At 50.3% G+C, this 14,695-nt stretch carries 10 protein-coding genes; all 10 read left to right on the top strand.

Annotation, left to right across the window (positions count from 1 at the left end; translation table 11 throughout):
* Nucleotides 1–41: 41 nt before the first annotated feature.
* The 10 genes from WC903_01870 to WC903_01825 all read left to right on the top strand — a co-directional run bounded on the left by WC903_01870 (nt 42) and on the right by WC903_01825 (nt 14,680).
* A complete protein-coding gene (locus WC903_01870; protein ID MFA5892703.1) occupies nt 42–227 on the top strand; it encodes a hypothetical protein in 186 nt (61 codons plus the stop codon).
* A gap of 75 nt (nt 228–302) precedes the next feature.
* Complete coding sequence (locus WC903_01865; GenBank protein ID MFA5892702.1) at nt 303–1,394, top strand: glycosyltransferase; 1,092 nt, start codon at nt 303–305, stop codon at nt 1,392–1,394.
* Nucleotides 1,387–2,103 carry a hypothetical protein gene (locus WC903_01860; protein ID MFA5892701.1) on the top strand — a complete coding sequence of 239 codons (717 nt, stop codon included), beginning with the start codon at nt 1,387–1,389 and terminating at the stop codon, nt 2,101–2,103. The genes WC903_01865 and WC903_01860 overlap by 8 nt, the downstream gene beginning before the upstream one ends.
* Nucleotides 2,090–2,287, top strand: coding sequence for a hypothetical protein (locus WC903_01855; protein MFA5892700.1), 198 nt, complete (start codon nt 2,090–2,092; stop codon nt 2,285–2,287). Before WC903_01860 ends, WC903_01855 begins: the two co-directional genes overlap by 14 nt.
* Entirely contained in the window at nt 2,287–3,897 is a 1,611-nt protein-coding gene (locus tag WC903_01850) for a hypothetical protein (GenBank protein ID MFA5892699.1), read from the top strand. The genes WC903_01855 and WC903_01850 overlap by 1 nt, the downstream gene beginning before the upstream one ends.
* Before the next feature lie 49 nt (nt 3,898–3,946).
* The gene (locus WC903_01845) at nt 3,947–4,825 is read left to right on the top strand and encodes a hypothetical protein (protein ID MFA5892698.1); all 879 of its coding nucleotides are present in this window, start codon (nt 3,947–3,949) and stop codon (nt 4,823–4,825) included.
* A complete protein-coding gene (locus WC903_01840) occupies nt 4,791–5,780 on the top strand; it encodes a hypothetical protein (GenBank protein ID MFA5892697.1) in 990 nt (329 codons plus the stop codon). The genes WC903_01845 and WC903_01840 overlap by 35 nt, the downstream gene beginning before the upstream one ends.
* Nucleotides 5,780–6,022 (top strand): hypothetical protein, encoded by a 243-nt coding sequence (locus tag WC903_01835; protein MFA5892696.1) that lies wholly within the window; start codon nt 5,780–5,782, stop codon nt 6,020–6,022. Before WC903_01840 ends, WC903_01835 begins: the two co-directional genes overlap by 1 nt.
* Before the next feature lie 684 nt (nt 6,023–6,706).
* Entirely contained in the window at nt 6,707–8,518 is a 1,812-nt protein-coding gene (locus tag WC903_01830; protein MFA5892695.1) for a tetratricopeptide repeat protein, read from the top strand.
* A 168-nt stretch (nt 8,519–8,686) separates the two neighbouring features.
* Nucleotides 8,687–14,680 (top strand): hypothetical protein, encoded by a 5,994-nt coding sequence (locus WC903_01825; protein MFA5892694.1) that lies wholly within the window; start codon nt 8,687–8,689, stop codon nt 14,678–14,680.
* Nucleotides 14,681–14,695 lie beyond the last annotated feature (15 nt).

The raw sequence follows: 14,695 nt of genomic DNA, 5'->3' as shown, positions 1-14,695 counted from the left end.
TTCTTTCTGGTTACGATATTAAAGTTAGAGAGGTGAGTTAAATGGCCGCAGTCGAAGGACCGCTTAACGCGAATATCGATAAGTTGAATAATGGCGATTGGGGCAAGAACCTTGACCCTAAGGCCGCCTTGGCTAAGTTTCAGCAATCAATGATGGCCAATTTCTTCAAACAGCATGTGGAAACAGCCGCCAAGTCAGCCAGCAAGAGGAATAAAGGAGACGAGTAACCCAGGCCTTTGTTTCCCTTGTTCCCCCCCTTTTTATGCAAGTTATTGTCCATTTAACCCGATATATTAGTAGGTATGGCAAAGCTACTTTCTGTCTGCATGATAGTCAAAAACGAAGAGGAGAATCTCCTCAAAACCTTGCCTTCGGTCATGGCCGGGGCTGATGAGGTTATCGTTGTTGATACCGGCTCGACCGATCGGACCAAAGAGATCATCCGGGAGGCCGGGGCCGGGCTTTACGAATTCCCCTGGACCAATGACTTTTCCGCCGCCCGCAACGAGAGCTTAAAACACGCCGCCGGCCAATATATCCTCTGGCTCGATGCCGATGAGTACGTTACCCCGCGGGAATTCCAAAAACTAAGGGAGTTTCTCCGGGACGGTCCAGCCGACCTGATCTTCGGCCGGATCTGGGAATGCCAAAAAGGCGAAACTAAAAGCGATGTCTTTTACAAACGGGATAAAATATTCAGAAACGGCAGGGGTTTCCATTTTGTCCGGCCGGTGAATGAAGAGCTGAACACTGCTGAACAAGCCACCCGTAAAGAGATCGATTTTAATATTTATCACTGGGGCGGCCTTGCCGCCCTGGACGAGAAGAAAAAAGCGCAAAAACTGGAAAGAAGCGTGACCATGTTTGAGCAAGCGCTGGCCAAAAAACCGGACGATCCGCAATTCGCCTATCTGCTGGCCAATACCTATTTCAGGAAAAACTTATTTCAACCGGCGGCTGAAACCTATCAGCAAGCGATTCAGTTTTTACCGGAGGGTGAGATCATGACGAAAGCGCGCTGTCAGTTAGCGCGCTGTTTTATCCTTCTCCAGCAAACAGGCCAGGCCATGAAGGTGGCCGCTGACGCTTGTCTGCGTGATCCTTTTGATCCGGAGCCGAGAGTGGTAAAAGCAACTCTGCTGCTGGCTGCTGATCAGCCGCTGGAGGCGGTAGAAATTCTCAAGCCGATAGCCAATTTCCCGCTTAAAGGGGGCAACTGCGCTCCCCTTAATGTCCGGCTTTATGATTATTATCCCTATTACCTGCTGGGAATGGCCTGGCTGAAATTGGGCAATAAAGAGCAGGCTCTGGATAATTTCCGGCAGGCTTATAAGGCCCAGCCGGATCAAAAAGTCCTGTCGGTGATAAATATCCTGGAGAAAAAAAATGACTGAATGCAATCTGAACGCTTATAATAAAGCGGCGCTGTTCGCTTTGAAGAGCAAACCGCAAGCCAACCAACAGCCGGCGGAAAAAGCGCCCCCCAAGACGGAAGCCGCTCCCGACTGGTCAAAATACCTGGCGCAGGTCGCCGGATCGGAAGAGGCGGGCAGTTCAGAGTTTACCGGTTTGCCGCGGCTCACCCATTCCTACGCCTCGGCGGTCGTTTATACGCAGGCAGCCGTCAAAGCGCCGGCCTTTGGCGCGGCCAGCCTGGAAACCTGGAAAGACGCTTTTACCAAAGCGCTCCAGCAGGCGCAGGGATCGCCCAACCTGCTCGTCTCGAAATATTACTCTTTCAAAGCGGGTGCCTTGCGTTTTCTCCTCTCGCTGGCCGGGGTTTCGCCGGGTGAGCTGGAAGCTTTGCGGCGGCAGGCGCTGGAAGATCTCGAAAAACAGAACAAACTGCTGTTTAAGGAAAACGCCAGGAATTATGTCCTGCTGACCATTTCCGGCGGCAAGAACAAAAAAGAGCGCCGGATCATGGCCGAGATCGAAAAACAACTTTCCCTGCAGGCCCAGCGGCTGGGCAAGCCGGTCTCCCAACTCAATCTTCACGAACTCCGGCTGGAGCAGGCGCAAATCATCAGGGAGAACCTGGCGGAACAAGTCGGCAATCTAAAGGGCCTGAAGGAATTGTGTGAATTATATGGCCGAAATTAAACCGGAATTACTCCAGGAAGAAGAAACGATCAAGGTCGCCGACCTGGATAAAAAGATCAAGATACTGGACGGCTATATCCAGAAAGTCGACACCTTTATTAAAACGACCGGGAAAAAGGTGTCACTGCTGAAGGAAAAGAGAAGCCGGGAAATGATCTTATCCGGCCTTAGAGGGGGCATTTAATGGTCCAAACGGTCAACAATCAGCAGATCAACGTCGCCCTGAACGAAGGAGCGATCCTTAACCAAGCGGTAGTTCCCAAGCACAACCTTGACAAGACGACCGCAACAAAGCGGACGGCCAAAGAGATTTTGGAAAAGGTCATGAGCGGCGGCGGGATCGACAAAAAGGGCAAGATGGATATGATCCTTGACACCCTCGGTAAATTGCCCAGCATCGGCCTGTCAGCCGGCGTTTCCACCAAAGGGGTGTTGAACAAGCTGGATAAGGAATATGACAGAATGTTGGGCAAGGACGAAACAGGGGAGGACACGGTCGCCCTCTCGAGAAGCGCGCTGGAAGACGCGATCACCGGCGTGGAAAAATATAAAGGAAAGAAAGGCCGGCAGGAAGGAGAGAACAGCGGCAATCAGGGGGTCAAAACTTATTCCACGGGCAGTGAGTTAAAAGGGTTGGTCCAGCAATATTCGTCACTTTTACTAGAAAGTTTGGTCAGCAACGATCCCGGCCTGGCCGCCAAATTAAAGACCTTAAAGGACAAAATACTGGAAAAGGGTGTGCCGGAGAAAGAGCTCATTGCGCTCAAGCTTAAGATCAAGAATGAGATCAGAAAACAGATCACCGACGGGATCAAGGAACGGTATGTGGCGGTCGCTTTGGCCGAAGGAAATGTCGAGGAAGCTTCGGCTAAGATCGGGATTTGGGCTTATACCAGCAAGGTCTTTAAAAATGATAAATTAGGCAATTGGGATTTCGGCGGCTATCACGACGGCGTCCAGGGGACGTCGGACTTTGCCGGCAAAGAAGCCAAAGCGGAGATCAAGGACTTTCTCATGCAGGAGCTGGAAAAAGAGCTGATCAGCGTCACCATGAAAGAAGGGAAAAAAGACCTCTCCACCCTCGCCAAGATCGCGGTTAAGGCCGAAAACCTGGGGGCGGATGTTGCCGGCTGGACAAACCGGGTCTGGAAGCAAGAAAAGAACGATCTGGGCTTGACCTATTTCGATCCGCCCGGCGGCCTGGCCGGCAATAACGTCAATACCAACGCGGGCGACATGTCGCGCCAGCCGCCGAAGAACCCCTATGAGTATACCGAAAAAGACGAGAAAGAACTGCTGGTCAATCGCTTGAGAGCGGTCTACATGCAGAGAGCGATCAAGGGCGACCTGCTGACAACCATCTCGACCGAGCTCAAGGTCAGGAAGCTGAAAAACGGCATCTTCCGCCTCGGTATCTTTACCGACCAGCTGGACGAGCAAATTAAAGGCGAAGCCCAGGAGCTGGCCAAACAGCGGACGGTGGAGATGCTTAATGAAGCCCTGTTGGAGAGAGCGACTCTGTATGACCTTTCCGGCCCCGCCCACCAGATGGTGGAAACTAGGCTCAAGGGACTCCTGAAGAACCTGAAACGGTTGGACCTGCCGGTTTCCGATGCCGATTTTGTCCGCCTGCGCGACCAAGCCAACGCCCGGGTCTTCTCCCTGGCCAGGAAGGAACTAGTTGAGGTCAAACAGGCGAAAACCAATGGGAAGAATCCGGCCCTGGACAAAAAAGAAGGCCTGCTCAAGAAGCTGATGCAGAGGATCCTGGGTGAGACGAAACTGATAAATTAATGCAAGTTTTTAGCCGTTAGTTCCGATAATATGGGTAGGAGAACAACCAATGGGTGATGTATCAGTCCAATTAGACGTCAGCGTTAAGCTGAATCTTAGTAACCCGAACTTCCGGCTTTTGGGCCGGACCGGGCAGGCGCTGTTGAAGATGGGCAAAGGGGACCTCCTTTCCAGTTATGTCGGTGAGACCAAAGACCCCAATAAAATGAATGAAGAAGACCTGCTCAAATACGCGCAGGGCAAGATGGACCAGGATGACTTTGACCAGCTGGTCGGCAACTATATGGCAGCGGTCCAGTCCACGCAAACCGACGAGAGTGAGGGTAGCTCGGCTTTAAGCGGTGAGTTTGCTCCGCGGGGCGATCTGTCGACCTTGACCGAACAGCTGTTAAACGATATTTTAGCCGCCCAACGCCGGATCAACGACGCGGTGATGGGCAAGCCGTCAACCAAAGCCGGGAAAGAAGAGGTTGAGCACAAGAAAGAAGAGAAACGGTTGGATGAAAAATATCTTCAGCACCGGGTGGAGCAAAAACAGAACGAACTGCGCGCCCGGCTGAAACAAGCGATCGCGAAAACCGGCCAGATCGTTGGCGACTTAAAAGCGATCAAAGCCGGCGCCGAACGTCTTGGACTCGATACCAGTGAGCTGGACAGGAAGATCGGGCAGGTAGAGGGGAAGGCGGTCGAGATGGGGCAGATGTTAGCAACGGTGAAGAGCCTGGCACCGGCCGGTGGCGGCGACAGCTCTACTTCCGACGACGCCGGTTCCCAGTTAAACAGCCAGGCGCAAAATCTCGATTCGATCTCCGCTCGGCTGGATAAGGTTGAGGGCGCTGTTAAACATGATCTCGCAGGGATCATGACGATGAATTTTAGGGGAGGGACAAGAAATGCCAGTAAATCCAGCATCAGCGTCAGCTGCTAACGGTACAACGGTACCGGTTAAAAATAATGAGAAGATTACTGCTCCGATTGGTACTGACCAATCAACACGATCAATATATGATCCTGATCGAAAAATGGCCGCTTTGCTTGGTTGTAGTCGGGAAAAAGCAGGTCAGGTCAATCGGGACTTAAGAAATGCGCCTGGCGGCATAATTACCATGAAATATTGGAACAAAGTTATGGAAAAGAATGGTTTACGTGGTTTCGAATTTGATAGTGAAGATAATTTTCAAGCCGTAGTCCTTGGCAGGAAAGATGGCCCGGCGGAATGTCTTGTTACGGACCTTGACAGAGCAATAAATCGGATGCATAACACTCAAATAGCTTTTAATCACCAGCGGGACAGCGGCTACTCCAACAGAGTGGATAACTTTAGCGACGCTTTTAATCAATATGTTCATAATACTCATGGATTTATCTATGTCAGTTCAGCTGACCAAATTGAAGCTGGAAAATCAGTTTTTGGTACCCTTGAGCAGGCTTGCATTTGGATCAAAACAGAATATGGCAATGAGTCCAGTAATCATTATGATCATAAAATTAGCGCTAAGATGCAGGAAATTCAGGAGGATAAAAATCTAACCAAGGACCAAAAGTGGGCAATGCTGATGTCGATCTTTGTGATTCCAAGGATGATCGCAAAAATCCAGCCGGGTAAAGACAAAGATAAAACCGAAGTGATCAATGAAATGCTTCAGGAATTAGGAAAACCCGGAAAAAGAGGCAAAGATGCATTAGAGAGATATAACAATCAACTTAGTCTGTTAAAACAATACGGAACTTTTGATTATGGCTATGTGATGAGGGGTGGATTCTGGCCGCACTCGATTAATAATGGTGGAATGGCGGCTCCGGATGGGGTACAACAGCCCCCGGTAGTCAACACCGTTACCCAGTCACCTAAACAAGAGGTACCGCAGGAGGCAAATAAGTAATGGGATACGCGGCAGGAATTAATACAGATACTTATATCGGCGGCTCGTGGACACCGGCCGCGGCCGGTCCTGGTAAACAACTTACTACGGCGTTTTTTGATGATCCAGCCGCCCAGCGGCTGGCCGGTTATGTTGGGAACAAGGCTAGCGGGAAAGAGAAAGGCAGGATGCTACCGACACAGTCGGATGAAAAACCGGCTGACCAACCAGACAGATACACCCCTTCCAATCCCAAAGGGTAATGCTAAAGATAAGGAGATGTTTTAAATGCTTTATACGACTTTAGGTGATACCGGCGGAAAGAATTTTAGAGCCCAGGCAGGGCAATCAAGGGGACAGAATATTACGGGCGCACAACAAGATATTCGCACCGGCATGGGACAGTTAGCTGGGGCAATTGGCAGTCATTTTGCTCCTAAACCGGGGGAAGGGCCGTTGCCGGCGTTAGAGGCCAATCCTCCAAAACAGCCAAGCGGGACTCCGGGGACAGATCAACCTCCGGCAAAGGGAGCAGCTCCAGGAACTACGGGGAAGCCTTTTGTCCCTCCCACAGGCAGCTTGGGCCAGAACGTTGATGAAAAAAAATAGATAGTTAAAATAGGTGTGATTTCTGTTACCCTGAAATCCTTTTTGCTGATCCTCTGATTTCCTGATAGCCACAGTTGGGGGTGAGTTAGCAAGCGGGAGGGTAAAAACGGTCTGATCCAGTTTTTGAATAAGCGTTACCGCTTTCTTCCAATCAAACCCCATTTGCCCGCATTTAAAAAAATCACGTGAAATTTACCACAGAAGCCAATGATAATCACTTGTGAGAGAAAGTTGAATAGGGGTTTGGAAACCTGTCCGCCTGAGGCGGACGGTTTCCAAACCGATGAAAGGTGCGAGGAAACTGACAGTAACCGATAAAAAAATGGGAGGTAAATAAAATGATACGAGGAATATTAGGAGTAAGAATGTTGCCAAAACAGGTGCGCACAGCCGCACGAGCCGCAGTTTTTTCTTTGGGAGTTTTAAGTCTTGGGAGTGGGTGCTCTCCCAGTATTAATGCCTGGAACAATAGAGGTAATGCACTTTCACAGCAGGGGAAATTTAATGAGGCGCTTGAAGCTTATAAGCAGGCATTAAAGATCAATCCTGATGATCCTGACATCTGGAGCAATATAGGTGTTGTACTTAAGAAACAAGAGAAATTAGATGAAGCACTTGAAGCTTATAATAGAGCGCTGAAAATTTACGCCTTAAAAAATAATCCTAACTGGAATGACAATCATGCAATGGCTTGGGAGCATAAAGGAAATGTGCTTCATGCTTTAGGGAGATTAGATGAAGCACTTGCGGCTTACAATACAGCATTGGAACTTTACCCTTTTTTTGTTACCCCTTGGCCGGAATTTAATTCTCCCGATAGTCCTACTCCCTGGCAAAGGAAGGGAGATGTGCTTTATGCTTTAGGGAGATTAGATGAAGCGCTTGATGCCTACAATAGGGAATTGCAAATTAGGCCCCAAAATGATAATGCCTGGAACGGTAAAGGAATGGTGTTTGAAAAACAAGGAAAATTAGATAAAGCGCTTGAAGCTTATAAGCGGGCATGGGGAATCAATCCTGGTGATCCTGTCATCTGGAAGAATATTGGAGATGTACTTTACAAACAAGGGGGATTGGATGGGGCGCTTGCGGCCTACGATAATGCTCTAGAGATTAATTCCAATTATGCTGTTGCTTGGGTCGGTAAAGGAGAGGTGCTTTATGGCCAAGGGAAATTAAATGAGGCACTTGAAGCTTATAATAAAGCACTGCAAATTAATCCAAATTATGCTGTCGCCTGGAACAATAAAGGAGCTGCGCTTCGTAATCAAGGGAACTTAAATGAAGCACTAGGAGCTTACAACAAAGCTTTAGAAATTAATCCTAATTATGCGATCGCTTGGCAAGGTAAAGGAACTGTACTTGCCAGACAGGGGAAATTAACTGAAGCGCTTGAGGCTTACAACAGGGCTTTGGAAATTAATCCTCACGATGCGGTTATTTGGAGCAATAAGGGAGTTGTGCTTGAAAATCAAGGTAAATTAACTGAAGCACTTATGGCTTACGATAAAGCCCTAATAATTAATCCTAATCTTGATGTTGTTTGGAATAGTAAAGGAGTTGTGCTTTATAAACAAGGAAAAATGTCTGAAGCACTTGAAGCTTACAATAAAGCATTGCAAATTAATCCTAATAATGATAGTGCCTGGAATAATAAAGGTGCTGTGCTTGCTGACCAAGGGAAATTAAATGAGGCGCTTGAAGCTTACAATAAAGCATTGCAAATTAATCCCAACAATGCTAATGCCTGGAGCAATAAAGGAGTTGCACTTTATAAGCAAGGGAAAATGTCTGAAGCACTTGACTCCTGCAATAGAGCATTACAAATTAATCCTAATTATGCTAATGCCTGGGGCAACAAAGGAGCTGTGCTTAAAAAGCAAGGGAAATTAACTGAAGCACTTGAAGCTCTTAATAAAGCATTGGACATTGATCCTAATCTTGCTCGTGCCTGGTTTCATAAAGGAGATGTTTTTGCCGGCCAGGGGAAATTAGATGAAGCAATTATGGCTTATAATAAAGCCATAGAGATTAATCCTAATGAAGCCGATGCCTGGAATGGTAAGGGGAATGTATTTAAAAAGCAAGGAAAAGCAGACGAAGCTGAAAGGTGTTTTAAGCGAGCCAGAGAACTAGGCTTAAACCGCTGACGTAAAAATCTAGCCTCCGTGGTTTATTAATACAGGCCTTAATTAGCTGACGTCCATCCTCCCTGGTTGATAGCATTCGAAAATATCATATTTTTGGCTTCATACCCACTAAAAATAGGCCTCCCTCCATGCAAGTTTTTGACCCCAAACCACGATAGATATATAGAGATGCAAAGCAATATTACCCAGATAAACAATCAGCCAAAAATCCATTCAGAGGAGATCCGCGAGGATATCAATCCGAACGCGGTTTCCGAGTTTTTGCTGGTCGACGATATTTCCTTCAAGCCGCAGGAATCGTTCGGGATCAATGCCTCGATCAACAACTCTTTCAAACAGCAGGCATCGGCAATTCAGTCGACGGTGATCGAAGCCAAAAAAGACAAAGGTAATTATATATTGGCGGAAGTCGACCGGCTGTTCGCCCCGTCGAATATGACCACGACCAGTTTATATACCAACTTTTATATCGACAACCTCACCGCCAAATGCAACCAGATATTCTCAACTTTAACCGCGCCGGCTCCGGATGCGCCGCCGCCGACGCCGGACGAGCCGCCGCCACCACCACCGCCTCCGGGTGACGGGACTGAAGATGATCATATTCCGGCCACGCCCGGCGGCACCGGTTCCGGCGATCCGACGGTTGACGCCGCCTATTCGGTTGACGCGATGATCGAAGCCAAACAGAAAGAGATACAAGACAAGATCGACCACGGCGGCTATGTTGACGGGAACATCAATGATCCGACCTATAACAGCAGTTATGCCGGCGAGTCGCCGGACCTGCAAAAGGACTATGAGGAACTGATGAAGCTCTGGAACATCATGACCGCTTTGGCGACGGTCGCCGAAGGCAAACGGAACGTTTGGCGCGCGATGTACCAGATGCTTTACGATAATGATCTTACGAGCCGGGATTCCGACCTGTCGCTGGCCGAATTGGTGACGTCAATGCGGCAGACCGCTTTGCAGAAGGTCCAGTTGATCGAAATGCAATTGAGGGAAAAGATCGAAGACTTTAATAACGCTGTTTATAGGGCCAAAGTGGCGGAAGCCAAGAGAAGGGCGGAAGAAGAATCGGGTTGGTGGGATTCTTTTACTAATTCGGTTGAGAACTTCGTTGAAGGGGCGGGCGACTTTTTTGAAGGGATGTTTACCGGTGACTGGGACCAGATGAAAGCGGGCTTCAATGAGCTGAGCGGCGAATGGTTCGGCTTCAAGACCGTCTTCAAAGAATTTGCCTTCGATGGTTTGGGCGATGTCTTTAGCGGCGGTGAGATCAGCAAGCGGGAATATGACGCGAATTTAAAAGAACGCCAGGCGAACATCGAAAGGGAGAAGGCGGATTTTGACGCGGCAAGAGAACGGATCCTGGAAGAAGCCATCCTCAAAATAATCAAGCATATTCAAGAAGAAGAGAACGCGGGCAGTCCGGTGGCTGATGGCAAGAAGAAGCTTTGGTTCGGCGATACGTCAACCGGCTGGGGCGGCATCAACAGCGGAAATATGGTGCAGACCGACATCGAGTCAGACGGGGAGGGTGGAACCGGGGCGGGTGCCTATATCCTGGGTTCGATCTTTGCTCCTAATTCAGCGCTCGCCTACGCGGGCGCCAACGGCGTTAACGGCGACAATATCGTCGCGATCGCCCTTTCGCCTGAAGCCGCCAGTATCGGCGGCGCCTTCGGCCTTAACGGAGGCGGGGGGGGCGACCCGCCGCCGAAGTGGGACATCGACCGCGACAAGATCCTGGCGGCCCGGATGCGCCTGGTCGGCCTCAATAACATTGAGCGGGCTTATTACATTGTCAAAGAAGCGATCGAACAGGCGAAAAACGATATTCTTTATATAATGACCGGGGTCAAGGTCGGGGAAGGTTACTTCAAGCTTTTTGACCAGATGCTGGCCGATCTCCAAAAATTCGAGCTTGAACTTTTCTCGATCATGATCAATTCCATGGTGGGGATGGTCAGCTCGCACAATACTATGGTTGACGCGTTCGTGGAAGCGCAGAAAGCGGAGGCGATGCTGACTTCGGTTTATGCCGGCACTATTAGCGGCGGCTTTCTCCTCGCTTATCCCTTTACCGCGCTCAACGATTACTTTACCGGCTGTATGCTTGATTCCAAGCTTTCCCGGACTTATGCCCCGACCCAGGTGAATATGGATAACGTTTACGCGATCTTGCGGCAAATGGGCCAAGATCACGTTGGCAATGCCCAGTACATGGTCTCCGGCGGCGACCCGAACATACAGGCGAGCATGGCCATGCAGAAGGCGGAAGAGCTCGGCTGGGAATTGGTCGCCAGCGGCTTGAATGACGGTATCATCATCAATAAAGACGACGGCTTCCAGCACCTGAATGAAAAAGGGGTGGCCGACATTCGGGCCCGGCTCGAAGGTCTCCATAACCTGATGCGGGCGATCGCCATGGTCGGTCTCTCCCAGATCAGGACGGTAAAGTACATCCTCTCCATGTGGCTGGAAAAACCGCTGATGACGATCGACAGCTCCCACGTTGAAGCGGCGGAAGAAACCTTCCGTTCCCAGGAACTCGGGTTTGAGCTCAAACTGTCCGGGATAGAGAATAAAGTGAGGGAGCATAACCGCCTGAATGCCTGGAATCGGGAATTGGAATCAATGGCTTATAAGGCCTGGGGAACCACGATCGGTCTGGCGATCGCCGCTATAGCTATTATCGCGACCTGGGGCGCGGCCACGCCGTTGGTCATTATCGGTTTCGCCGGCGGAATGGCGACCCTGGGCGCCGGGGTCGGCAGTTTGGCGTATGAGCAAGGCCACCCGGTTGACGACAAGAGACTGCCCGGTGAAGACACTTTCTATCCTAATAAGACGACCGGCAAAACTGTATTTGATAAGATCGACCGCGAAAGACAGGAGATCATTGATGGGCTGAACGAAAACAACCACGTCAGCGCGGGTGACGGCAAATGGGGCACCGATGTCGCTTCGCTAGCGGCCGCCCGGGATAACTTGACCAAACTAAGATTTGTCGAGATGGCGCTCCTGATGGTTTACGAAGCGATGCTGGCCGAGTATCAGAACCAGCTGGCCAACTTCAGCGGCGTCGGGCTGAACGACCCGAACATGCAGATCTTGCACAACTCGTTCAGCGAACAGCACCGGGTCAAAGTCCGCACTCTTAACGACAAACAAGATTATATTTCCGACCGGATCCAGGTCCATAACCGGAAGCGGGAGCAGGATAAAGCGATCGAGCGCGGCTGGGTGGATGTGGCTTTCGGCGCCTTGGAAGCGGCCAGCGCGGGCGGCGGCGCGGCGACCAAAGCCGGAACCGCCCTCCACAGTGCTTTCAGCTTAGCCCAGCTGGGGACAAAACTCGGACATATCGGTACCAATCTCGCCTTTGCGATCTATGATCAACACCAGGGGCTTGGCGGTCTCGATAGCCAGCGCGATCTTGAGCTGATGCTCGACAATGTTTACAAGAACACCTCTAACCAGTTTGACAGCCAGATCACCGCTAGCGAGCGCGACGCCCTCCAGCAGATGAACCGGGGGATGCTTCAGGGGGTCGGCGGCGGCTACGTGGCGCCTAATGCCGGAGTTTATTACGCCATGCAGACCAAGATCAGCAATCTCTATAACATTTATCTGGCTCTGGCCATCGTCAAACAGGCGCAGAACCGGATCTTTGCCAAGCTTGGCAATACTTCACTGGCCCAGGACCCGCTTAGCCAGGCGATGTACGATAAGCGCGACGCCTCTCTCAATACTTTAAAACTCCTCTTCCAGCGGGTGAAGGAGCTGGCCCACCGGATGAACGAGCTGAACGACCTGACGAAAAAAATGTATGTCACGATCGGGACTTCGGCCTTGAGCACATTCATGGCGCTGAATCAATATAGTGACGGCAAACTTATGAAACCTGTTTATAACTTTATCAAAGAAAAGGTTGATAAGCTGGTGGAAAAGGCGGGCGGCAGTTCTAACGCCAAGCCGATCGAAGTGATCAAAGACGCGAAAGTCGCCAATATCTTCGGTGAGAACTGGGACGGCAAGATCGGTTACGGAGATATTGCCGCGATCCTGACCAAAGTCCTTGTTTCCAACAATATGCTGTCGTTCATAATTGAAAAGGCCTACGACGCGGCCAACAGCAATAAAGGCGATAACGCCAAACAGGTCCAGCCGGTAAAATACGATGAAAACACGAATAATAGTACCGTAAACTCGCTCAACAAAATAGAGAATGAGAAGGCGAGCTTTCAGCAAGTTACGGCCGAAAATGAATTGAGCATGGACGAGTTGGAAGCGGCGCGCAAGATAGCGGCCGACTTCAACAAATTCGTTATCGGCCTGATCAATGACAGTGTCAATGCGCTTGGTTGGGGGAGAGATATGGCAAAAAGCACACCTCCGCCACTGCCAGTCGAGAGCAACGCCAATCAGCCGGCGCCATCAGTACAGCCGCCGACCGCAGTGGCGGATACTATCATGCCGACGATCGATAGAATACCGTTAGACCAAACGCAAATTGATCCGGAAATGTTGAAACAGGCGCAGGCAGCCGCCAGTGCGGTTGTGGCGGCGGCTATGAACGGCAATCTCCCGCAGGCGGCATCTTTATTAAATGAGGCGGCGGCTAACAAGCCGGCGACAAAAAACAGCAAAGGCGATCTTGACCGTGCCAACGAAATAGAAAAATCAATTGCGGCTAAGTCTACCAATATTAATGAGACCGAGAAGATACAAGAATCAGCTACGCTTTCTTTAGCAGAAAAGCAGATGGAGCAATCAGTCGTCAAATCGGCTGGCGGTATACCAATCAAGGATATGAATACTACACAGCTTCAGGCGGCTTATGACAAACTGCGCCGGGAAGACTGGACGCCGCGCAGTGCCGAGATCAACGAAAACAATGTTGAGCTGGGACAAATCAAATTGCAACTGGCGGATAATGCGAAAAGCTTAAAAATTGTCGGCCTGCCTGATGAGGTTAAACAAGAGATCAAAACGAACCAAGTGAATTTGGAAAGCAGGAGCGCTGACTTAGGAACAAGAAACTCACAGCTCAAGAATGAGATAAAAGCTTATGAAAAAATATCAGGCTTGATCGCCAAAGAATTTGATAAGAAGAAAAAGCCGGGTGAAAAGCTGATCATAAAAGATTTCGCTGTTAAGCGGGCGAAAAGCGCCAATGAGCCGCCGCGGACCGCACAGCTCACTGATACGGAGCAGAAACCGCCGGTTGATAAATATGTGCCTTCACCGGCTGTGAATAATAATCCCAGTGCCGCTCCGATTCAGCCGCCGGGGCAGCAGGCGCCGGAAAGAGCGACCCAGCCGTTATTACAACAAATCGCTAAACTGGAACGGACGGTACAGGCTAAGGGCGATAATTTTGTCAGGACCGCGGCGATCGATCTGAACGGCGTTCATGACATCAAGAAATTAACTTCATCTCAGATCAAGGATGCCGTTATCGTTAAGCTGCATGAAAGAGAAAAATTGAACAAAGAAGAAAGCGAGTTAACGGCGAAAATCAATGGCCTTCAGAAAGCGAAGGGCGGGGCTACCTGTGTCGAAGAGATCAAAGATATCAATCAACAGATCGCCGTTCTGCGAGCCAGGCAGGAAGCGATCAAGGCGGAGAGGAAAGAGCTGTCGCGGCAGATCGGCACCCTGGTGAGCGAGCTCGAAAACCGCTCGGCCAAAGCCGAGCTTAAAGAGATCAATGAGTACCGGCTGTTGATCGATAGGGCGCGTGAGGAAGCGCCGGTCCAGGCGCATGTTCTCAAAACCACCAACGCAGCTATCGCTGACCGAACGCCTCATTCCCAGGTCGGCAGAAATGTTGATACGGTAGTGAAAGATGCTCAACCGATAATAGCGCCAGCCCCGGCTCCAATTATCAAACAGCCGGCTCCGGTGGTCCTGGCCAAAGTCGAAGTGCAGGCGGCCGAGACAAACGTTCCCGCCGTCAAACGTGAAACCAAAGAGAAAAAAGCCGAGGCCCCGTCAACCAACCGCCAGGTGCCGGCCGTAAGGCCGGAAAACCCGATCGCGGCGCGCGTCTTCGGTGACAGCGGCCGCGGCCGTGACGAAAAGAAGAAAGAAGCACGCCCCGCCAATGGATTCTTAGAAGTCGATGACCTGGTGGAAGCCGGGGTCTAGATTCAACTACTGCCT

The sequence above is a fragment of the Candidatus Margulisiibacteriota bacterium genome (assembly GCA_041658645.1).
GTDB lineage: Bacteria > Margulisbacteria > WOR-1 > O2-12-FULL-45-9 > XYB2-FULL-48-7 > JBAZZV01.
This window is presented reverse-complemented; position numbering and strand designations above follow the sequence as displayed.

What these genes read in the sequence shown, in the direction of transcription:
- WC903_01855 (MFA5892700.1), top strand. Translation starts at nt 2,090, where the DNA reads ATGGCCGAAATTAAACCGGAATTACTCCAGGAAGAAGAAACGATCAAG.
- WC903_01830 (MFA5892695.1), top strand. Translation starts at nt 6,707, where the DNA reads ATGATACGAGGAATATTAGGAGTAAGAATGTTGCCAAAACAGGTGCGC.
- WC903_01825 (MFA5892694.1), top strand. Translation starts at nt 8,687, where the DNA reads ATGCAAAGCAATATTACCCAGATAAACAATCAGCCAAAAATCCATTCA.
- WC903_01870 (MFA5892703.1), top strand. Translation starts at nt 42, where the DNA reads ATGGCCGCAGTCGAAGGACCGCTTAACGCGAATATCGATAAGTTGAAT.
- WC903_01865 (MFA5892702.1), top strand. Translation starts at nt 303, where the DNA reads ATGGCAAAGCTACTTTCTGTCTGCATGATAGTCAAAAACGAAGAGGAG.
- WC903_01845 (MFA5892698.1), top strand. Translation starts at nt 3,947, where the DNA reads ATGGGTGATGTATCAGTCCAATTAGACGTCAGCGTTAAGCTGAATCTT.
- WC903_01860 (MFA5892701.1), top strand. Translation starts at nt 1,387, where the DNA reads ATGACTGAATGCAATCTGAACGCTTATAATAAAGCGGCGCTGTTCGCT.
- WC903_01835 (MFA5892696.1), top strand. Translation starts at nt 5,780, where the DNA reads ATGGGATACGCGGCAGGAATTAATACAGATACTTATATCGGCGGCTCG.
- WC903_01840 (MFA5892697.1), top strand. Translation starts at nt 4,791, where the DNA reads ATGCCAGTAAATCCAGCATCAGCGTCAGCTGCTAACGGTACAACGGTA.
- WC903_01850 (MFA5892699.1), top strand. Translation starts at nt 2,287, where the DNA reads ATGGTCCAAACGGTCAACAATCAGCAGATCAACGTCGCCCTGAACGAA.